Raw genomic sequence first — 19,616 nt, 5'->3', positions numbered from 1 at the left:
CCGGTCCGGCAGTAACGGCTCGATCCTCGCCCACTGGGCATCAGTTAACGACACACATCGACCAACGATCAGATGATCCGAAAGAAACGCCCTAGGCCTCCCTCCGGGGCCGCGACCCGTCTTCGCTCAGCGACTCCGTCGCGGGGGGGGCGCGATGGGCATGCCCCGGGGCGCGCGGGTGTCCCCCGTCAGGGGCGCGTGGCGGTGACCGATCAGCGCCTCCGTCGCAGAGTGCGATGAGCAAAGCCTTGGGGCGCGGGTTGTCCCCGTCAGGGACGCGTGGCGGTATCCGATCAGCGACTCCGTCGCGGGGCGCGACCTGTGTCGATCAACAGCTTCGTCGCGGGCGCGATGGGCATGCCCATGGGTCGCGGCGGTGCTCATCTCAGGCGCAGGGCTGTGTCCGATCACATCGTGGGGCGCACACAGCAGGCCCGCTCCAGGGGCGTGGCCGGTGCCAATCAGCGACTGCGTCTCGTGGGGCGCGACCAAGGGGCCCCTGGGGCACGCGGAGCGTGTCTTCAGGGGCGCGGGGAACTGCGCGAGAAGCCCCACCGGGCCGCACCCGGCGACGATCGGCGACCCCTACGGCGGCGACGCCGAAGCCAAGGCCGACCGCATCGCGCACCCGGCACCTGGGTGCCGCCTTGCCCACCCGTGCCGCCCCAGGCGGCAGACTGCCCAAGGCTGAGTCGACGCGACCGGGTACGTACCCGGAGCCTGGGCGCAGGCCCAAGGCCGGGCGGCCGGAGGACGTACCCGGCGCCTGGCGCAGGGCTGAGGCAGCGGCGACTGGATCGCCCCAGGGGCTGAGGTGCTGCCCGAGGCCAGGCGCCGGGCCGAACGCCCCCGGAGGGGGCGGGCGGGTGGGAGAAAGGGCCGGGCCAAGCAAGAGGCGGCCACGCCAGAGTCCATAGGCCGGAGAGGCCAGCGGCCAGGGCCGGAGCTAAGGCGCAGGCCCAGAGGCGAGGGCACCCGAAAGCTCACACAGAGGCCTGGGCGCAGGCCCAAGACGGGACAGCCGGACCGCGAGTCCAGGGGCGGAGTACTCCCCGAGGCCAGGCGCCGGGCCGAACGCCCCCGGAGGGGGCGGGTGGGTGGGAGGAGGGCTGGGGCCAGGGGCGGACTGTCTCAGGCCGGGGCGAGCGGATGCGTGCCCGGGCCGGAGCGCAGCCCCAGGCCAGGCGGCCGGAGTCGGTGCCCAGCCATGGAGCGCAGCCCCACGCCGGGCGGCCGGGGCCCCGCGATGGGGGCCCGCCCAGGGCCGGGGCCGGGGCCCCGGGCTGGGTCAGGCCACCGCCAGTTCGCGGGGCTCGCGCGGGACGAACTGCAGGTGTCGCTCCCCGCGCCGGAGGTCGACCTTGAGCCGGAGGTTCGCGGCGCGGGCGAGCATGAGCCCGACGCCGGCGGCCGCGGCCGCGCAGATCACCCCGCCGAGCATGAAGCTGACCCGCACCCCGTACTGGTCGGCGAGCCAGCCGAAGAGCGGCCCGCCGAGCGGGGTACCGCCGGTGAACACCATCATGAACAGGGACATCACCCGCCCCCGCATCTCCGGCTCCGTTCCCATCTGGACCGTGGAGTTCGCGGTCACGTTGACGGTGAGGCCGAGGATGCCGAGGAGGACGATCAGCGGGACGAAGGCCCAGACGCCGGGCGCCCACGCGGCCAGGACCTCCAGCGCGCCGAAGCCGATCGCGGCACCGGCGAGCACCCGCAGGCGGGTGGAGCGGCGGCGCGCGGCGAGCAGTGCTCCGGCGAGGGAGCCGACCGCCATGAGGGTGTTGAAGACGCCGTACATGCCGACGCCTCCGTGGAAGACGTCGTCGGCGTAGGCGCTGAGCCAGATCGGGAAGTTGAACCCGAAGGTGCCGACGAAGCCGACGAGCACGATCGGCCAGATCAGCTCGGGGTGCCGGGAGACGTACCGCAGGCCTTCCTTGAGCTGTCCCTTGCCGCGCGGGGCGAGCTTGGTCTCGTGGAGCTCGCTGGTGCGCATCAGCAGCAGGCCGGTGAGCGGGGCGAGGAAGGACAGGCCGTTGGCGAGGAAGGCCCAGCCGGGTCCGACGGCGGCGGTCAGCACGGAGGCGACGGCGGGGCCGATGAGCCGGGCGGACTGGAAGTTGGCGGAGTTCAGCGAGACGGCGTTGCGGACCTGGTCGGGGCCGACCATCTCGGAGACGAAGGACTGCCGGGTCGGGTTGTCGACGACGGTCACGAGCCCGGTGAAGAAGGCGGCCAGGTAGACGTGCCAGACCTGTACGTGGCCGGACAGGGTCAGGGCGGCCAGGAACAGGCCCGACAGGCTCATCGCGCCCTGGGTGCAGAAGAGCAGGCTGCGCTTGGCGAAGCGGTCGGCGATGACACCGCCGTAGAGGCCGAAGAGCAGCATCGGGAGGAACTGCATGGCCGTGGTGACACCGACGGCGGCGGAGGATCCCGTGAGGGAGAGCACCAGCCAGTCCTGGGTGATGCGGGCCATCCAGGTACCGGTGTTGGAGACGACGGCTCCGGTCGCGAACAGGCGGTAGTTGCGCACCTTGAGGCTCGCGAACATCGAGGTCTTGCGGGGGCGGGCGGTGGAGTCGTGGGCGGCTGGTGCGGGGGCGGAGTCTGCTCCGGGTCCCGTACTCAAAGTGGGTTCGCCTCCTCGGCGTCGTGGTGCTGAGCGCGACTCAGCGGTGGTCGTTCAGAAGTGCGGAACGCGGGGTGCCGACTTCAGAGGTGGGCGAGCTTCTCGAGGACGGGGGCGGCTTCGCGGAGCTTGGCCCAGTCCTCGTCGTCGAGTCCGGCGGCGAGGTCGGCCAGCCAGGCGTTCCGCTTGCGGCGGCTCTCCTTGAGCATGGTCTCGGCCTGCTCGGTGGAGGTGACGACCTTCTGGCGCCGGTCCTCGGGGTGCGGCTCCAGCCTGACCAGTCCCTTGGCCTCCAGGAGCGCGACGATGCGGGTCATCGACGGCGGCTGCACATGTTCCTTGCGGGCGAGTTCGCCGGGTGTGGCGGAGCCGCATCCGGCGAGGGTGCCGAGCACCGACATCTCGGTGGGGCTCAGCGACTCGTCGACCCGCTGGTGCTTGAGCCGACGGGACAGGCGCATCACGGCGGAGCGCAGGGAGTTCACGGCGGCTACGTCGTCGCCATGGGAGAGGTCCGGCATGTATTTAGCGTAACTCATTACCGTGTCTAACGACCACCGGAATCACGCCACGCGCCCGTGATCCACACCACGGGACACTCCCCCGAACGCCCCGGATCCAACGGCCCGCGGGCCCACCGGCGGGGCACCGACGGGCCGCCGATCTGACGGGGCGAAACCTTACGTCACTCAAACGAGTGAGCCGCTTCCGGAAAGTGACACGCCCGGGCGGGCGGCGCGGCAACCCTGTTCGTCATGGGATCGACAGTGCTCAGCCTGCGGATAGACGGTGAGCTCCTCGACCGGCTCAAGGGACACGCCGCGAAGAGAGGAATGAGCGTCCAGGACTACGTGGTCCGGACGCTGACGCGCGACGACTTCGACGAACGCTTCAAGTCGGCCGTCGAGGAGACGGAACGGTTCTACGGGGCGGCCTGAGGGCCGGCGAACACCGAGTCGGAGCGTATACAGCCACGTATACTCCGGGCATGAGTGATGCGATGATCCGGGTGACCTCGGAAGTGCGGGACCGGCTGGCCGTGATCGCCGAGTCCCGGGGGACGTCGATTCGTTCGCTGGTGCAGGAGTTCGCGGAGTCGACTCTGACCGAGGAAGAACGCCGGGAGCGGGCGGAGCGGACGCGCTCGTACCTGGCGGACCATTTCGGAGTCGAGGTGTCGGACGAGGAGAGCGCGGCCATGGGGGCGAGGCTCCATGAGGCGTTCGCCAAGCAACCGGGCGCCGCCACGTGATCCTGCACCACCTCGTCCTGGACGCGCCGACCCTGCTGGCGTTGTCCGGAAACCGGCAGGTGTCCGCACTCGTCCACCGAGCTCACTTCGAGTCCGAGACCCGCCTGTGGGCACCGGTGCTGTCCATCCTCGAAGCCGACCGCGAGCATCCGGGCATGGCCGAGCACGTCGGACAGCTCGAGGTCATCCACACGGTCGATCTGGACTATCCGGCGGTACTGGCCGTGACCCGACTGCTCCGCGACGGCGTACCGCCGGGCGTGGGCGCGGCGATCCATGCGGCTCGGCACCTGCCCGAGTGGGGCGCGGACGCACTGGTGGCCACCGTGGATCCCAAGGCGTACCAGGGGCACGGCGTACCGGTCCTCGACCTCAACCGCTGACCCGTCCAGGGCCACACGCGTGGGCCCCGCCCGGAACGTCCGGGCGGGGCCGCGATCAGGGCGACGCGCTGCGTCAGGTCAGGCCCAGCGCCGGCATCAGGTAGTAGAAGCCGAAGACCGCCGAGACCGCGTACATCGCGACGGGCACCTCCTTGGCGCGGCCCGCGACGACGCGGAGCACCGTGAAGGTGATGAAGCCCATGCCGATGCCGTTCGTGATCGAGTACGTGAACGGCATCATCAGCATCGTCACGAAGGCGGCGATGGCGACCGTCCAGTCGTCCCAGTCGATGGCCCGGATGCTGCCGGCCATGATCATGAAGCCGACGGCGAGCAGCGCCGGGGTGGCGGCCTGGGACGGGACCATCGTGGCGACGGGCGTGAGGAACAGCGCGGTGGCGAAGAGTCCGCCCGTGACGACGTTCGCGAGGCCCGTGCGGGCGCCCTCGCCGACACCGGCGGTGGACTCCACGAAGCAGGTGGTGGCGGAGGAGGACGAGGCGCCGCCGGCGGCGACGGCGATGCCGTCGATGAACAGGACCTTGTTCATGCCCGGCATCTGACCCTTCTCGTCGGTCAGGTGCGCCTCGTCGCTGATGCCCATGATCGTGCCCATGGCGTCGAAGAAGCAGGACAGCAGCACGGTGAAGACGAAGAGGATGCCGGTGAGGACGCCGACCTTCTCGAAGCCGCCGGTCAGGCTGACCTGGCCGACCAGGCTGAAGTCCGGCGTGGAGATCGGGTTGCCCGGCCACTCCGGGGTGGTCAGACCCCAGGACGGCACATCGGCGACCGCGTTGATGACCATCGCGACGACGGTCATGGCGACGATGGAGATCAGGATGGCGCCGGGCACCTTGCGGACCAGGAGCGCCAGCGTCAGCAGCGTGCCGAGCACGAAGACGAGGACCGGCCAGCCCATGAGGTGGCCGCCGACGCCGAGCTGGAGCGGGACCGTGGTGTGCGCGGCGTCCGGGATGCGCGAGACGAAGCCGGAATCGACGAGGCCGATCAGCATGATGAACAGGCCGATGCCGATCGCGATGCCCTTGCGCAGGCTGAGCGGCACGGCGTTCATCACGCGCTCGCGCAGACCGGTGGCGACCAGCAGCATCACGACGAAGCCCGCGAAGACGACCATGCCCATCGCGTCCGGCCAGGACATGCGCGGCGCGAGCTGGAGGGCGACGACCGTGTTGACGCCGAGGCCGGCGGCGAGCGCGATCGGCACGTTGCCGATGACACCCATGAGCAGGGTGGTGAACGCGGCGGTCAGCGCGGTCGCGGTGACCAGCTGGGCGTTGTCGAGCTGGTGCCCGTACATGTCCTTCGCGCTGCCCAGGATGATCGGGTTCAGCACGATGATGTAGGCCATCGCGAAGAAGGTGGCGAAACCACCACGGACCTCACGGACGACCGTGGAACCGCGCTCGGTGATCTTGAAGTAGCGGTCGAGACCGCTCTTCGGGGCCGGCGGCGGCTCGACGGCATCGACCTTGGGGGTGGCCGAAGTGGACATGGATTTCCTCAGCGCTTTCAGTGGTGCGGGGGTGCCTGTTTGCCGTCGTGTGCGGTGCGGCGCTGGTGTTTCCTACGAACATAAGGAGCCAGAGTCAGGCCGTTTCAGTATGAACATATGAACGGGAATGCGCTATCTCCGCGCGTAGACCCTTGGGGCGAACGGGCCCCGTGCGGGCGCCGGGACCGGCCTCGTAAGCTGTGCCCATGGCGAAGTGGACCCCGCAGCACGAGGCACCGGAACCCCTGGAGGGGCCCGTGGTCGCCACCATCACCGGCGGCACGATCCTCTGGTTCGTCCTCTTCCTCGTCCAGCTGCCGTTCTACGGCTGGTTCGACGACCGCGGCCACACCTGGTGGATCTGGACCTGCCTCGCCGGCGCGGGCCTCGGCCTCATCGGCATCTGGTACGTCCGGGGCCGCGACGCCGCCCTCAAGCGGGCCGCGGCGCAGAGCGCGGAAGGTGCCCCGCTCGACGGGTGAGTGCCCGGTTTCGCCCGTACCGTCGAACCCATGACCCATATCGACGCGGGCGCCGAACTCGATCCGGTGCATCCGATACCCGTCCCCGCGCGCGCGACGGGCCTCACCGCCGCCGAGGTCGCGGAGCGGACCGCCCGCGGCGAGGTCAACGACGTCCCCGTGCGCAGCTCCCGCTCGCTCACCGAGATCGTCCGCGCCAACGTCTTCACCCGCTTCAACGCGATCATCGGCGTCCTGTGGATCATCATGCTGGCGGTCGCCCCGATCCAGGACAGCCTCTTCGGCTTCGTGATCATCGCCAACACGGGCATCGGCATCATCCAGGAGTGGCGGGCCAAGAAGACCCTGGACTCCCTCGCGGTGATCGGCGAGGCGAAACCCACGGTGCGGCGCGACGGGGCCGCCGTCGCCGTCTCCACCTCCGAGATCGTGCTCGGGGACCTCATCGAGATCGGGCCCGGCGACAAGATCGTCGTCGACGGCAGCTGCGCGGAGGCCGACGGACTGGAGATCGACGAGTCGCTGCTCACCGGTGAGGCCGACCCGGTGGTCAAGAAACCCGGCGACGAGGTCATGTCCGGCTCGTTCGTCGTCGCGGGCGGCGGCGCGTTCACCGCGACGAAGGTCGGCCGCGAGGCCTACGCGGCCCAGCTCGCCGAGGAGGCCAGCCGCTTCACCCTCGTCCACTCCGAGCTGCGCACCGGCATCTCCACCATCCTCAAGTACGTCCAGTGGATGATGATCCCCACCGCGATCGGCCTGGTCATCAGCCAGCTGGTGGTCAAGGAGCACGGCTTCAAGGACTCGATCGCCCGCACCGTCGGCGGCATCGTCCCGATGGTGCCCGAGGGGCTCGTGCTGCTGACCTCCGTCGCCTTCGCGATCGGCGTCATCCGGCTCGGCCGAAAACAGTGCCTGGTGCAGGAGCTGCCCGCCATCGAGGGGCTCGCCCGCGTCGACACCGTCTGCCTCGACAAGACCGGCACCCTCACCGAGGGCGGCATGGACGTCGCGGACCTGCGCCTCCTGGACGGCGCCGACGAGACGTACGTACGCAAGGCGCTCGGCGCGCTCGGCGAGTCCGACCCGCGGCCCAACGCCTCCCTCCAGGCCATCGTCGACGCCTACCCCGACAGCGTGGACTGGCGCTGCACGGAGGCGCTGCCGTTCTCCTCGGCCCGCAAGTACAGCGGCGCCTCCTTCAGCGAGGGCGACGGCACGGTCAGCACCTGGCTGCTCGGCGCCCCCGACGTGCTGCTGCCCCCGGCCGACCCGGCCCTCGACGAGATCGACGAGCTGAACCGGCAGGGCATGCGGGTGCTGCTGCTCGCCCGGGTGACCCGCGACCTGGAGGACCCGGGCGTCCGGGAGGGCGCCGAGCCCGCCGCCCTCGTCGTCCTGGAGCAGCGGCTGCGCCCGGACGCCGCCGACACCCTGCGCTACTTCGCCGAGCAGAACGTCAAGGCGAAGGTCATCTCCGGGGACAACGCGGTGTCGGTGGGCGCCGTGGCCGGAAAGCTCGGTCTGCCCGGCGCCGAGAACACCGTCGACGCCCGGACCCTGCCCACCGACCGGAGCGAGATGGCCGACGCCCTCGACGCCGGCACCGTCTTCGGCCGGGTCACCCCGCAGCAGAAGCGGGACATGGTCGCGGCCCTCCAGTCCCACGACCACACCGTCGCGATGACCGGCGACGGCGTGAACGACGTGCTGGCCCTGAAGGACGCGGACATCGGCGTCTCGATGGGCTCCGGCTCCGAGGCCACCCGCGCGGTCGCCCAGATCGTGCTGCTCGACAACAGCTTCGCGACGCTGCCCTCGGTGGTGGCCGAGGGCCGCCGCGTCATCGGCAACATCACGCGCGTGGCGACCCTGTTCCTGGTCAAGACGGTCTACTCGGTGCTGCTCGCGCTGCTCGTGGTCTGCTTCCAGGTCGAGTACCCGTTCCTGCCCCGGCACCTGACGCTGCTGTCCACGCTGACCATCGGCGTCCCCGCGTTCTTCCTGGCCCTCGCGCCCAACAAGGAGCGGGCGAAACCGCACTTCGTGCGGCGGGTCATGCGGTACGCGATCCCCGGCGGGGTCCTCGCGGGCCTCGCCACCTTCGTGATGTACATGGTCGCCCGGCACTACTACACGGGCTCGGGCTCGCTCGGCGCGGAGACCAGCTCGGCGACGCTGACGCTGTTCCTGATCTCGATGTGGGTGCTCGCCATCATCGCCCGCCCCTACACGTGGTGGCGGATCGCCCTGGTCGCGGCGATGGGCGGCGCGTTCCTGCTGGTCCTGGTCGTCCCGTGGCTGCAGGACTTCTTCGCGCTGAAGCTGGTCGGCGCGGTGATGCCGTGGACGGCGGTGGGGGTGGCGGCGGTGGCGGCGGCCGCCCTGGAGTTCCTGTGGAAATGGGTCGACCGCCGCTTCCCCGCGTAGCCGTTACCGCCTACGGGTTCTGCTTTTACTGAACGTCGACGAAGTCGCTCGTGGACGTCACGGCCGGGGTCGTGGACGTACCGGCGAACTTGTACCGGAAGTAGCCGTCGGCCGACGCGGTGACGGTCGTCTTCAGGGTGCCCGTCGAGGACGAGGTGATCGTCTTGATCGTCTTGTACGTCGTCGACGTCTTCGGGCGGTACTGCAGGGTCACCGTCTGGTTGGTGTAACCCGCGTACTTGTACGTGTCCCAGTTGGCACGGGACAGCAGGCCGGTCACCGTGATGGTGGCGCCCTTCTTGACCGGCTCCGGCGAGGCGTTGGTGGTGAGCTTCGAGTACCGCTTCATGCCGAACGTCTTGGCGTTCTCGCGGAGCGTGTAGTCGCCGTCCTTGCCCGAGGCGATCGCCCAGACCTTCCAGGAGCCGGCCGCGTAGTTGGCCAGGTTCGCCTGCGGGTCGATGGAGAACGTCATGGTGCAGGTCGCCGTCGTGGCGCTGACCGTGGCGCAGTTGGTGGCGCCGCCGACCTCCTGCGTCGGCTCGGCGCCCGCGTCCGAGCTCTCGACGTCGGTGCCGTGGTACAGCACGGCGTAGCCGGAGGTGTTGTCGATGCCCGAGTTGTCGGTGGCCGTGAAGGTGACCTTGACCGGGACCAGGTTGCTGATGCCGGCGACGACGTCCTTGCCGCCGTTGACGACGACGTTCGAGATGGCGGTGTCGCCGTACTGCTCGTCGGCACCGGCCGAGGTGCCCGCCTCGGCGGCGGCGGCCTGCGGGCCGTCGACGGCCTGCGCGACGGGCACCGTGAACGCGGTGAGGGCCAGGGCGCCGGAAACCGTGAGGGCGGCTGCGGTGGCACGAATGCGCATGTGTTCCCCATGGTGGAGAAGGGGTCCTGCGGATGGCTTCCCGCGGGACCGAGTGATCTAGGGGTCTGTTGACCCGCAGGTGAGACATGCGCCGGGTGGGGCGGGTTGTACGGCTCCCGCGAATTTTGCGATCACCATACGAATCCGGCCCCACCTGCGGGGAGACCGCCGCCGGGAGTCAGTCGAACCAGCGGTCGCGGGCCAGCTCCGCCGTACGCGACGGGTCCTCCAGGAGCGCCGCCACCTCGAAGCGGCGCGGCCACTGCCCCGCCGCCCACGCGAGGCCGGCCGCCACGCCCTCCAGGGTCGCCGCGTGCACGGTGCCGTCCGGGGTGCGCCGCCAGTCGGCCTCCTGCCCGGCCACGTACAGCTCCTCGTGCTCGACGTACGTCCGCGGGGTCGCCGACCCGAGCAGGACGCGCACCGAGTCCGGCACCGGGTGCTCGACGCCCTCGGAGCCGGTGAGTTCGCCGTCGACGGCCTCGCTCAGGCGGCGCACCTGGAACAGCTCGGCGAGCTGCGCGGCCCGGGCCGGGGCGACCGGCAGCAGGGGGCGGCCGGTCGCGAGCGGGATCAGGTCGGGGGCGTCGGCGACCAGCGCGTCGGCCGCGTCGACGACGACCACCTCGCCGTCCCGCACCGCCCGCAGGTCGTCGGGCAGGGTGACCTGCTCGGGGTCGAGGCCCGCGAGCAGCCCGTACAGCGCGTGCAGCTGGGCCGCACCGACCGTCAGGTCCGGGTCGGCGAGCCGGTCGAGGAGCTCGGCGGCGCCGCCCGGCTCGTCGAGCAGCGCGGCGGCGGAGGTGCGCACGCCGAGGGCGCGGAGCACCTGCTCGTCCTCGAACCCGGAGGCGTCGGCCTCCTCGTAGAGCCCGGCGAGCAGCGGGTCCCCGCCCGCGGCGCGCAGTCCGGCGGGGCGGCGGCCGTCGAGGACGGGGTGGCCGCGCAGCCACCACGCCGTGTACGGGCGGACGAGCTCGTGCGTGCCGTCGGGCAGCAGGACGCGGACGGGCTGGGTGAGCGCGTCGCGCAGCGGCGGCCGCGAGAGCAGGGCGAGCGCCTGCGGCCAGCGGTCCTCGTCGACCAGGTCCAGATCGCGTACGGCGACGAGTTCGGTGGCGACGGGCGGCACCGGCGAGTCGGGCAGGCGGTCCAGGACGTCCTCGCACCACACGTCGACGGCGTCGAGCAGGCCCGCGTCGTCCGGCTCGGGGAAGTCGCTCTCGCGCGGGTCGAGTTCGTCGGGGTCGAGGACGACGTCGGTGGCGCGGACCAGGGCGAACGTGGCGAGGACCCCGCAGGCGGCGAGCGGCTGCTCGCCCCAGCGCCCGGCCAGCTCGTCGTCCACGTACGCGAGTTCGCCCTCGCGCAGCACGTCGGCGACCGGGCTGCCGGGGAGCAGCAGCTCGGCAGCGGGGGCGAGTTCGCCGTCCTCGTCGGTGAGGGCGAGGGCGCCGAGCCAGGGTTCGTCGCCGACGTCGAGGCCCGCGTCGCGCACGAGGGTCAGGACGACGTCGGCCAGTTCCTCGGCGCCGAGCGCGCCCTCGTCGTCCCAGGCGGGCTCGTCGTCGAGGGACGCGGCGACCGCGGCCCGCACCTGAGGCGTGGTCAGGACGGCGCGGGGCGTGGCCGGGAGCGCGCCGAGCTTCTCCAGGAGGGGGTGCGCGGCGTCGGCGTGCGCGACCTTGAGGCCGAGGCGGGCGAGCGCCTCGCCGGGCAGGGCGGCGGCGTCGGGGGCGGGCAGGAGGACCTGGCGCGGGCCGATCGTGGTGCGGCCGCCGGCCAGCGGCACGGGCAGCCCGCTGAGCCGGTCCGGGTCGACGCCGGCCAGCGACTCGTACAGGCTGCGCCACCAGGCCGGGTCCTTCTCGAGTCCGGCCAGCCGGTCGATCGCCTCGGTCAGCGGGACCCGGGCGACGCCGAGCGTACGCAGCTCGACGCGGCGTTCGAGGCCGGCGGGCAGCAGGCTGGGCAGCACCTCGGCGAGGACCCGCACGGTGTCGGCGCCGGCGCCCTCGACGACCTCCGCGTCGCGGGGCCGCAGCGCGGCGGGCCGGTCGTCCTCCTCCGACACCGGCGGGAGCGCGGGCGGCAGGAACGCGACGCGGGGCAGCCGCTCCAGGAGGGCGGCGCGCAGGGCGCCGTCGAGTTCGCTGCGGCCGAGCGGTCCGGGCACCAGGTCGAGCACGCCGGGGCCGACGGGCTGCCACTCCCCCAGGAGTTCGGCGTACGCGTCGGCCGAGCGCTGGGTGAGGAAGTCGGTCAGCGGGCCCGGCGCGACGTGCCGCCGGGCCGTGTCCAGCGGGAACGAGGCGATGAGCAGCGCGGGCACGCCGAGGGCCTCGTCGCTGGGGGTCGGCGCGTGCAGCACGGGGGCGCTGCGCGGCTTGTCGGGGGCGCCGTCGGCGTCCACGGGGACGGCCCAGGTGACGTTCCAGTGCGGGCGCAGCCGCTCCTCGACGGGCCGGTCGGCGAGCAGGGCGGCGTCCAGCGCGCCGCTGCGGCTGACGGTGCGCCAGCGCAGTTCGGCCGGGGCGCGCCCGTCGTCCTCGATCACCACGTACGGGCCCTCGGCGCGCCGGCGCAGGGTCCGGGTCCCGGCGTCGGTGGTGACGGTGACCTCGGCGAGGCCCGGCAGGGCGAGCAGCAGCGTGTCGTCGACCGCGTCGAGCAGTCGCGCCGCGAGCGCCTCGGCGGCCTGGTCGCGCAGCGGCAGCACGACGACCGTGTCGTACGGCTCCGGGGCCTGCCCCTCGGCCGCGAACGGCAGCCGGAGCAGTGGTACGTGGCCGTCGCGGCGGCGCAGCTCGTCGCCGAGGGCGGGGCTGTGCCGGGCGGTCTCCTGCGCGGCGATCCGGGCCTCGGCGAGAGACCAGCGCACGCCACCGGTGCGGCCGAGCACGGCGGGCTCGTCCGACACGGCGAGCACGGCGGCGAACCCGACGCCGAACCGTCCGACCGTGCTCTCGGCGCCCGCCCGCTTCGCGGAGGCCCGCAGCGTGGACAGGGACTCGACGCCGGCCGCGTCCAGCGGGGCGCCGGTGTTCGCGGCGACGAGGACGCCGCCCTTGAGGGTGAGCGCGAGCCGGCCGGGCGCTCCCGCGCGGGCGGCGGCGTCGGCGGCGTTCTGGGCGAGTTCCACGACGAGGCGGTCGCGGTAGCCGCCGAGGGCGAGGTCCTCCTCGGCGTTGGCGTCCTCCCGGAACCGGGCGCCGCTCGCCGCCCAGGCGTCCAGCACGCCCCGCCTCAGGCGGGCGGTGCCGAAGGGATCGATGCCCTCGGGCGCGGGCCGGGCGATCTTGCTGGCGCTCACGGTGACTCCTCTGGGCCGCACATCATCGGTCGGCCCGAACCGTATCGCGGAGCGTCAGAGGCGGCGTGCCGGTGCGTCGCCGAGTGCGGGCGGGGGCTGGCCGCGCCCACGCGGCGGAGCCGCAAATTGACACAGCCCCGCGCCCCTGAGATGCAGACCCTTCGGGTCGCATTTCCCCGACGGGGCGCGACCAGCCACGACGGTGGGGAGGCCGCCCGCGACCGAGAAGACCGCAGACGAGATGGCACAGCACTGCCGTCACTCCGCCCGCGGCAGTCGATCGATCTGGGCCCGCATCACCCGCTCGAGAGACTCCCGCACATCCCGCACCGATTTCGCCTCGGCATCCACCGACTCGCCGAACGCGACCATCACCACCGACCCGGCCCGCACCACGGCGACCACGGTCGACTGTTCCCGCTTCAGTTCGGTCCTCCCAGCCACGAGCCGGTACCCGAGGGCCTCGTCCCCGAGCCCGTCGGCCACCTCGTCCCGTACCGCCTTCATGCGCTGACCACGCTGGGAGTCGTACGGGACGCAGTCCGCCAGGTCCTTGCGGAAGGTACGCATCGTCTTCTTGGCGCCCACGTACGTGTGCGCCTGAACCACAAGGCGCAGCAGACCGAAGTGCGACTCCCTCGGCATCCGGTCGTCGGCCCCCGCGGTGGTCAGCTGCGCCTCGGGCTCGGGCCGGGTCCGGTTCACGAACACGGATCCGACGTTCCCGCACGCCGGCCTGCCGCTGACCACCCGGGGGTCCTTCGGCTCGGTGAACTGGAATCCCTCGGCGTCCTCGCCGAGCGTCGCGTCCGCCAGGTCGGCCCGCGACAAGACCTTCGTCGTCACGCCCTCCGGACCGCCACCGCACCCTGCGAGCAGCCCGGCCGTCGCGACCGCCACGACGGCACGTCTGACCCCGACACCACGCTTCATGTTCCCCACCCCTGGACTCGTCCGACGAGGACGGGACCATAACCCGGGCAGGGCGCCCGGGCCGCACGGAGGCTAGGAGTGCCCCAAGTCGTCCGCGTCCGTGTCGGCGACCGCGCCCACAGAACCCGCGTCCGGCGCCGGGTGCAGCGGCATCGGCTCCACGATCGTCTCGTCGATCACCGGCGGCGCGGGCCGCGGGGTCTTCGGCATGACCGCGGCCTCGGAGTGGCCGCCGCAGCCGTAGGAGAGGGAGACGACGCGGCCGTCGGCCGGGGCGAACTCGTTGGCGCAGACGCCGAAGGCCTGGCCGAGGGAGCCGCCGATCGGGGTGAGGAAGCCGCAGGAGACGCACGTGGCGGGGGCCGCCTGCGCCATGGGCGTCTTCGCGCCGAAGGACTCCTCCCAGCGGTCGGCCGCGACGTGCAGGCCGTAGCGGGACAGGACCCGGGCCCGGCGCAGGCCGAGCTCCTCGGCGACCGCGCTGATGGAGCCGCGGGACGGCGCGACCGGCAGGTCCGCGACGGGCCCCTCGGTCACCTCGACGTCCTCGGCCTCGACCAGCTCGGCCATCTCCTCGGACACCGCCGAGTTCGGCGGCGGCGCGTCCTCGCCGGTGAAACCGGGCTCCAGGCGCAGATCGTCCGCCTCCGTGGGCAGCAGATCGCCCGGCCCCATGTCCCCGGGGCGCAGCCGCTCGCTCCACGGCACCCACTCGGGGGCGAGGAGGGCGTCCGGGCCGGGCAGCAGCACCGTCTCGTCGAGCGTGACGTGCTTGGCGCGGGAGGCACGGGCCACGGTGACGGCCCAGCGCCAGCCCCGGTAGCCGAACTCCTTGCACTCGAAGAGATGCGTGACGACGCGGTCGCCCTCGACGACCATCTCGACGTGCTCGCCCACCACCCCGGGCGCGGCCGCCTCCTCGGCAGCCGCCCGCGCGAGGCCGACCGCCTCGGCGCACAGACGGTCGGGGGTGCGGCTTCGCGTTGTCGCTGCGCTCACAGGTATCGCTTCTCTCCTACGCCGTCTCACGAGTGCGCCGTCCTGTGTGCGGGAGCGCGGGCGGAGCGGACCAGGGGGCCGCGTCGACGTCCGCGCCCGACGTTCCGGGCGCACCTACGTCACCCATTCTGCGGGATGGCCGAGAGGCGCGCGGCCGAGAACAACCACCGCGGGCGCGCTACGCACGCTACCTCTTCCTGCGCCCCGCGCCCACACCGACGTACGAGCGGCACCGCACGCGAAACCCGACCCGCATGCCCATATCGGCACTAGTACACCCGTTCACGGGGCACTATGGCTGAGTGGCCTCCGGGAAGTCGTCGTCCGCTTCGTCGCGTTCGTCCGGCGCGACGCGGTACGAGAACAGCGGTGCGGGCCCGGTGAGCGGGATCGCCCGCCGCATCGGGCGCGCCTTGCGATTTCCGTTCACGGGCACGGCCCGCGGCATCCGGAAGGCGACCCACGCGCACGGCGCCGGCGAGTCGGGCCTCGGGAAGCTCATCGAGCTGCACGCGGTGAACGGCGCGGGCGACGTCATGATCACCGTCGCGCTCGCCTCCACCGTCTTCTTCTCCGTCCCCACCGACGAGGCCCGCGGGCGCGTCGCCCTCTACCTGGCCATCACGATGGCCCCCTTCGCCCTGCTGGCCCCCGTCATCGGCCCGCTGCTCGACCACCTCCCGCACGGCCGCCGCGCCGCGATGGCCGGCGCCATGCTGGCCCGCGCCCTGCTCGCGCTCGTCCTGTCCGGCGCCGTGGTCAGCGGCGGCATCGAGCTGTACCCGGCGGCCCTCGGCGTCCTCGTCTCCTCGAAGGCGTACGGCGTGGTGCGCTCGGCGGTCGTGCCGCGCCTGCTGCCACCCGGCTTCTCCCTCGTGAAGGCCAATTCCCGGGTCACGCTCGGCGGGCTGCTCGCCACCGGCATCGCCGCGCCGATCGGCGCGGGCCTCCAGGCGCTCGGCCCGCGCTGGCCGCTCTACGGCGCCTTCGTCCTCTTCATCGCCGGGATGTTCCTGTCGCTGTCCCTGCCGCACAAGGTGGACTCGGCGAAGGGCGAGGCCAAGGCGCTGCTCGCGGCGGACGAGGCGCACGTGCACGGGCCCGCGCGCAAGCGGCGCAAGCCCGGGCTGCGCACGGTCGGGCCCGCCGTCACCCATGCCCTGCTGGCCAACGCGACGCTGCGCTGGCTGTCCGGGTTCCTGATCTTCTTCCTGGCGTTCCTGCTGCGCGAGCATCCGCTGACCGGGGAGAGCGCGGCGGTCTCGCTGGGGCTCGTCGCGGTCTCGGCGGGGGTGGGGAACGCGCTGGGGACGGCCGTCGGGGCCGCACTGAAGGCCCGGGCGCCGGAGCTGATCATCGTCAGCGCGGTCGCCGTGGTGGCCGGGGTGGCGGTCGTCTCGGCGCTCTTCTTCGGGGCGTTCATGACGGCGTGCCTCGCGGCGGTCGCCGGGTTCGCGCAGGCCCTGTCGAAGCTGTCGCTGGACGCGACGATCCAGCGGGACGTCCCGGAAGGGGTGCGGACGTCCGCGTTCGCCCGCTCGGAGACCCTGCTGCAGATGGCCTGGGTCGTGGGCGGCGCGGTCGGCATCGTGCTGCCCCTGAACGGGACGGTCGGACTGTCCGTGGCGGCGGCGGTCGTCGCGACGGGCTGGCTGTCGACGGTGCGCGGCCTTCTCTCCTCGGCCCACCGCGGCTCGGGCCGCCGCACCCGGGTGGCCTAATCGCGTGCCGCTTTCTGTGACCGGGGCGGCCTGCGGCCGGTGACGAAACGCGCAGCCCGCGACGAAAGGGCACGAGCACACGCCGACGCACCACCCACCCGGCACACCCTCGCGCCACCCAGATAGCCTTCCGCCATGACCTCCCAGCGTTTCGTAGTGCGCCACAGGCGCACCGTGGCCGCCGTCGGTGCCGTCGGCGCCGGACTGCTCGTCCTCTCCGCCTGCGACAAGCCGACCCCGCTGGCCACCGTCACGGTGGGTACCAGCACGGTGAACACCGAGGCTTCCTGCTACGACGACGGCAAGTCCATCCCGCTGTCCAAGCTCCAGGGCTGCCTCAAGAAGACCGAGGACGCCCAGAAGATCAAGGCGGACCCGGACGGGACCGTCCGCTTCGGTGTCGAGCCGGAGATGGCCGACAAGGGCTGGACGATCCTCATGAACGGCCGGCCGCTCACGGACGCCAGCAAGAAGACCTACCTCGAGGTCCCCGCCAGCGTCTTCTTCAACCAGCAGTACGGCGCCACCGGCTCCTCCACCACGGTCACGATCGTGGAGGGCAGCGACGCCAAGGCGTACGGCACCTGGTCGTTCAAGTTCGAGAAGGACTCCTGACGGACACCGCGCGCGTCCTCGTCGCCACCGCCGTCCCGGCCGAACGGGACGCGGTGGCGCGCGGGCTCCAGGGGCACCCGGCGATCGACGTCGTCGCGGTCGGGGTCGGTCCCGCCGCGGCCGCCGCCGGCACCGCCACCGCGCTCACCACCGCGGCCCTCACGGGCCGCCCGTACACGCTCGCCGTCTCGGCGGGCATCGGCGGCGGCTTCACCGCCCCGCCCGGCGCGCTCCTGGTCGCCGACGCGATCACCGTCGCGGACCTGGGCGCCGAGACCCCCGAGGGCTTCCTGCCGGTCACCGAGCTGGGCTTCGGCACCGTCACCCACCGTCCGCCGGATTCCCTCGTACGAGACCTCGCGGCCGCCGTCCACGCCACCGTCGGCACCGTGCTCACCGTCTCCACGGTGACCGGCACCGCCGACCGCGCCGCACTCCTCGCCCAGCGCCACCCCGGCGCCGTCGCCGAGGCCATGGAGGGCTTCGGGGTCGCCGAGGCCGCCGCCGCGCACGGCGTGCCGGTGGCCGAGCTGCGCGCCGTCTCCAACGCCGTCGGGCCCCGGGACCGCGCCGCCTGGCGCATCGGCGACGCGCTCGCCGCGCTCACGGAGGCGTTCGGGAAGGCGGCGACCGTCCTCACGAGTTGGAAGACGACATGACTGCTGAAGCCACCGGCCCCGTCCGCATCGCGTACTCGCCCTGCCCGAACGACACCTTCGTCTTCGACGCCTGGGCCCACGGCCGCGTCCCGGGCGCCCCCGCGCTCGACGTGACCTTCGCCGACATCGACATCACCAACGGCGTCGCCGAGCGCCACGACCCCGCGTACGACGTCCTGAAGGTGTCGTACGCGGTCCTGCCGTACGTCCTGGAGGACTACGCCCTGCTGCCGTGCGGCGGCGCGCTGGGGCGCGGTTGCGGGCCGCTCGTGCTGACCCGGGAGCCGGGGGTGGACCTGTCCCGCCGGACGGTCGCCGTGCCGAGCGAGACCTCCACCGCGTACCTGCTGTTCCGGCTGTGGGCCGCGGACACCGTGCCGGGCGGGCGGGTCGGCGAGATCGTCGTCATGCCGTTCCACGAGATCATGCCCGCCGTGCGCGACGGGAAGGTCGACGCCGGGCTCGTCATCCACGAGGCCCGCTTCACGTACCAGGACTACGGCCTGCACAAGCTCGCCGACATGGGCGAGCACTGGGAGGCCACCACCGGCCTGCCGATCCCGCTCGGCGCGATCATCGCTCGGCGCTCGCTGGGCGCCGAGACGCTGCGCGGGTACGCGGACACGATCCGCCGCTCGGTCCGCATGGCCTGGGACGACCCCGAGGCGTCGCGCCCCTACGTGATGGAGCACGCCCAGGAGATGGACCCGGCGGTCGCCGACCAGCACATCGGGCTCTACGTCAACGAGTTCACGGCGGACCTCGGCGAGGACGGCTACGCGGCCGTGCGCGGGCTGCTGACCCGGGCCGCGGCGGAGGGCCTCGTCCCGGCGCTGGCCCCGGACGCGCTGGCCTTCCCCTGAGATTGACCCACGTTTCCGGGCTCTGAATGCACCTCTCGACGGGTCGATTCCGCTCCTAGATTGGACGGAGTCGAAGTCGAGAGAGAAGAGAGTGCGGACATGAGCAGGATCGCTGTCGCGGGCGCCACCGGCACGGTCGGTTCCCTGATCACCGGGCGGCTCACGGCGGCCGGCCACACCGTGGTCCCGGTCTCCCGCTCCGCCGGGGTCGACCTGCACACCGGGGCGGGGCTCGCGGAGGCGCTCGCCGGGGCGGACGTGGTCGTCGACGCGTCCAACGCGGCTCCGGCGGACCCGGAGGCCGATGTCGTCGCCGCGATCGCCGCGGCGACGCGGCGGCTGCTCGACACGGCGCGGGAGCAGGGCGTCGGCCGGTTCGTCGCCGTCTCCATCACCAACATCGAGAACCCGGTCTTCGACCGGCACGGGTACTACCTCGCCAAGCGGGCGCAGGAGCGGGTCATCGCGGAGAGCGGGTTCGAGGCGACGGTCGTGAAGACGACGCAGTGGCACGAGTTCGCGGAGAATCCGGCGGCCGTGCGGTTCGCGGAGGACTCCGTCACGGTGGCGGACTGGCTGGTGCAGCCCGTCGCGGCGGACGCGGTGGCGGAGGTCGTCGTGGACGCGTGCGTCGGGGAGTTCGCGGGGGCGCGGATCGAATTGGGCGGGCCCGAGACCGTCCGTCTCCCCGAGCTGACGGCCCGACTCCTCGCTGCCCGCGGGGACGGTCGCCCCGTGAAGACGGTGCCGCCGGTGCTGCCCGCGCTGGGCGAGGGAGTTCTGCTGGCCCCGGCCTCGGCGCGCCTGGTCGGCCCGACCGTCGCGGAATGGCTCGATCGCGTCTGACGCGTGGGCGGCCGCGGGCCGGTGGGGCTTCTCGCGCAGTTCCCCGCGCCCCTGAAATGCAGACGCTTCGCGTCGCATTTCCCCGATGGAGATCG

General features: G+C 72.7%; 17 protein-coding genes. 10 read left to right on the top strand and 7 right to left on the bottom strand.

What is annotated here, in order from left to right; translation table 11 throughout:
- Positions 1-1,288 precede the first annotated feature (1,288 nt).
- Together ACFW9D_RS31180 and ACFW9D_RS31175 are read right to left on the bottom strand one after the other, a co-directional pair.
- Entirely contained in the window at positions 1,289-2,635 is a 1,347-nt protein-coding gene (locus ACFW9D_RS31180; RefSeq protein ID WP_384627435.1) for an MFS transporter, read from the bottom strand.
- 83 nt (positions 2,636-2,718) lie between these two features.
- Positions 2,719-3,156 (bottom strand): MarR family winged helix-turn-helix transcriptional regulator, encoded by a 438-nt coding sequence (locus ACFW9D_RS31175; RefSeq protein ID WP_188337615.1) that lies wholly within the window; start codon positions 3,154-3,156, stop codon positions 2,719-2,721.
- Positions 3,157-3,390: 234 nt separating this feature from the next.
- Between ACFW9D_RS31175 and ACFW9D_RS31170 the strand changes: the two genes are divergently transcribed.
- From ACFW9D_RS31170 to ACFW9D_RS31160, 3 genes are read left to right on the top strand one after another with little or no spacing between them, the layout of a single operon-like run.
- The gene (locus tag ACFW9D_RS31170) at positions 3,391-3,573 is read left to right on the top strand and encodes a ribbon-helix-helix protein, CopG family (protein ID WP_384627431.1); all 183 of its coding nucleotides are present in this window, start codon (positions 3,391-3,393) and stop codon (positions 3,571-3,573) included.
- Between the two features lie 50 nt (positions 3,574-3,623).
- Complete coding sequence (locus tag ACFW9D_RS31165; RefSeq protein WP_384627428.1) at positions 3,624-3,887, top strand: hypothetical protein; 264 nt, start codon at positions 3,624-3,626, stop codon at positions 3,885-3,887.
- On the top strand, positions 3,884-4,270 hold the full coding sequence (locus ACFW9D_RS31160; RefSeq protein WP_384627425.1) for a hypothetical protein: 387 nt from the start codon (positions 3,884-3,886) through the stop codon (positions 4,268-4,270). The genes ACFW9D_RS31165 and ACFW9D_RS31160 overlap by 4 nt, the downstream gene beginning before the upstream one ends.
- A gap of 73 nt (positions 4,271-4,343) precedes the next feature.
- On the opposite strand, the gene ACFW9D_RS31155 is transcribed toward ACFW9D_RS31160, so the two are convergent.
- Positions 4,344-5,789: an NCS2 family permease gene (locus ACFW9D_RS31155; RefSeq protein WP_384627422.1), complete on the bottom strand. Its 1,446-nt coding sequence runs from the start codon at positions 5,787-5,789 to the stop codon at positions 4,344-4,346.
- Between the two features lie 206 nt (positions 5,790-5,995).
- Here ACFW9D_RS31155 and ACFW9D_RS31150 point away from each other — a divergent pair, with 206 nt between their 5' ends.
- A complete protein-coding gene (locus tag ACFW9D_RS31150; RefSeq protein WP_188337619.1) occupies positions 5,996-6,271 on the top strand; it encodes a DUF2530 domain-containing protein in 276 nt (91 codons plus the stop codon).
- A gap of 30 nt (positions 6,272-6,301) precedes the next feature.
- Entirely contained in the window at positions 6,302-8,701 is a 2,400-nt protein-coding gene (locus tag ACFW9D_RS31145) for an HAD-IC family P-type ATPase (protein WP_384627419.1), read from the top strand.
- 25 nt (positions 8,702-8,726) lie between these two features.
- Here the strand turns inward: ACFW9D_RS31145 and ACFW9D_RS31140 are convergent, their stop codons facing one another.
- The 4 genes from ACFW9D_RS31140 to ACFW9D_RS31125 form a co-directional block, all read right to left on the bottom strand.
- Complete coding sequence (locus ACFW9D_RS31140; RefSeq protein WP_384627416.1) at positions 8,727-9,572, bottom strand: calcium-binding protein; 846 nt, start codon at positions 9,570-9,572, stop codon at positions 8,727-8,729.
- Between the two features lie 178 nt (positions 9,573-9,750).
- A complete protein-coding gene (locus tag ACFW9D_RS31135; RefSeq protein WP_384627414.1) occupies positions 9,751-12,885 on the bottom strand; it encodes a sacsin N-terminal ATP-binding-like domain-containing protein in 3,135 nt (1,044 codons plus the stop codon).
- 258 nt (positions 12,886-13,143) lie between these two features.
- Positions 13,144-13,818, bottom strand: coding sequence for a hypothetical protein (locus ACFW9D_RS31130; RefSeq protein ID WP_384627411.1), 675 nt, complete (start codon positions 13,816-13,818; stop codon positions 13,144-13,146).
- A 72-nt stretch (positions 13,819-13,890) separates the two neighbouring features.
- Complete coding sequence (locus tag ACFW9D_RS31125) at positions 13,891-14,817, bottom strand: DUF3027 domain-containing protein (RefSeq protein ID WP_384627408.1); 927 nt, start codon at positions 14,815-14,817, stop codon at positions 13,891-13,893.
- A 380-nt stretch (positions 14,818-15,197) separates the two neighbouring features.
- Between ACFW9D_RS31125 and ACFW9D_RS31120 the strand changes: the two genes are divergently transcribed.
- The 5 genes from ACFW9D_RS31120 (at position 15,198) to ACFW9D_RS31100 (ending at position 19,521) form a co-directional block, all read left to right on the top strand.
- The gene (locus tag ACFW9D_RS31120; protein ID WP_384627440.1) at positions 15,198-16,538 is read left to right on the top strand and encodes an MFS transporter; all 1,341 of its coding nucleotides are present in this window, start codon (positions 15,198-15,200) and stop codon (positions 16,536-16,538) included.
- 135 nt (positions 16,539-16,673) lie between these two features.
- A complete protein-coding gene (locus ACFW9D_RS31115; protein WP_188337623.1) occupies positions 16,674-17,153 on the top strand; it encodes a DUF2771 domain-containing protein in 480 nt (159 codons plus the stop codon).
- Positions 17,123-17,812 (top strand): futalosine hydrolase, encoded by a 690-nt coding sequence (locus ACFW9D_RS31110; RefSeq protein ID WP_384627437.1) that lies wholly within the window; start codon positions 17,123-17,125, stop codon positions 17,810-17,812. The genes ACFW9D_RS31115 and ACFW9D_RS31110 overlap by 31 nt, the downstream gene beginning before the upstream one ends.
- Positions 17,809-18,675 (top strand): 1,4-dihydroxy-6-naphthoate synthase, encoded by an 867-nt coding sequence (locus ACFW9D_RS31105; RefSeq protein WP_188337624.1) that lies wholly within the window; start codon positions 17,809-17,811, stop codon positions 18,673-18,675. The genes ACFW9D_RS31110 and ACFW9D_RS31105 overlap by 4 nt, the downstream gene beginning before the upstream one ends.
- A 99-nt stretch (positions 18,676-18,774) precedes the next feature.
- The gene (locus tag ACFW9D_RS31100) at positions 18,775-19,521 is read left to right on the top strand and encodes an SDR family oxidoreductase (protein WP_384627403.1); all 747 of its coding nucleotides are present in this window, start codon (positions 18,775-18,777) and stop codon (positions 19,519-19,521) included.
- The last annotated feature ends 95 nt before the right edge of the window (positions 19,522-19,616 follow it).

The sequence above is a fragment of the Streptomyces sp. NPDC059524 genome, from assembly GCF_042749255.1.
Classification (GTDB): Bacteria; Actinomycetota; Actinomycetes; order Streptomycetales; family Streptomycetaceae; genus Streptomyces; species Streptomyces xanthii.
The sequence above is the reverse complement of the archived record's forward strand: the minus strand, read 5'-3'. Positions and strand labels throughout refer to the sequence as shown.

What these genes read in the sequence shown, in the direction of transcription:
- ACFW9D_RS31175 (WP_188337615.1), bottom strand. Translation starts at nt 3,156, where the DNA reads ATGCCGGACCTCTCCCATGGCGACGACGTAGCCGCCGTGAACTCCCTG.
- ACFW9D_RS31165 (WP_384627428.1), top strand. Translation starts at nt 3,624, where the DNA reads ATGAGTGATGCGATGATCCGGGTGACCTCGGAAGTGCGGGACCGGCTG.
- ACFW9D_RS31170 (WP_384627431.1), top strand. Translation starts at nt 3,391, where the DNA reads ATGGGATCGACAGTGCTCAGCCTGCGGATAGACGGTGAGCTCCTCGAC.
- ACFW9D_RS31100 (WP_384627403.1), top strand. Translation starts at nt 18,775, where the DNA reads ATGAGCAGGATCGCTGTCGCGGGCGCCACCGGCACGGTCGGTTCCCTG.
- ACFW9D_RS31105 (WP_188337624.1), top strand. Translation starts at nt 17,809, where the DNA reads ATGACTGCTGAAGCCACCGGCCCCGTCCGCATCGCGTACTCGCCCTGC.
- ACFW9D_RS31145 (WP_384627419.1), top strand. Translation starts at nt 6,302, where the DNA reads ATGACCCATATCGACGCGGGCGCCGAACTCGATCCGGTGCATCCGATA.
- ACFW9D_RS31140 (WP_384627416.1), bottom strand. Translation starts at nt 9,572, where the DNA reads ATGCGCATTCGTGCCACCGCAGCCGCCCTCACGGTTTCCGGCGCCCTG.
- ACFW9D_RS31155 (WP_384627422.1), bottom strand. Translation starts at nt 5,789, where the DNA reads ATGTCCACTTCGGCCACCCCCAAGGTCGATGCCGTCGAGCCGCCGCCG.
- ACFW9D_RS31130 (WP_384627411.1), bottom strand. Translation starts at nt 13,818, where the DNA reads ATGAAGCGTGGTGTCGGGGTCAGACGTGCCGTCGTGGCGGTCGCGACG.
- ACFW9D_RS31150 (WP_188337619.1), top strand. Translation starts at nt 5,996, where the DNA reads ATGGCGAAGTGGACCCCGCAGCACGAGGCACCGGAACCCCTGGAGGGG.
- ACFW9D_RS31115 (WP_188337623.1), top strand. Translation starts at nt 16,674, where the DNA reads ATGACCTCCCAGCGTTTCGTAGTGCGCCACAGGCGCACCGTGGCCGCC.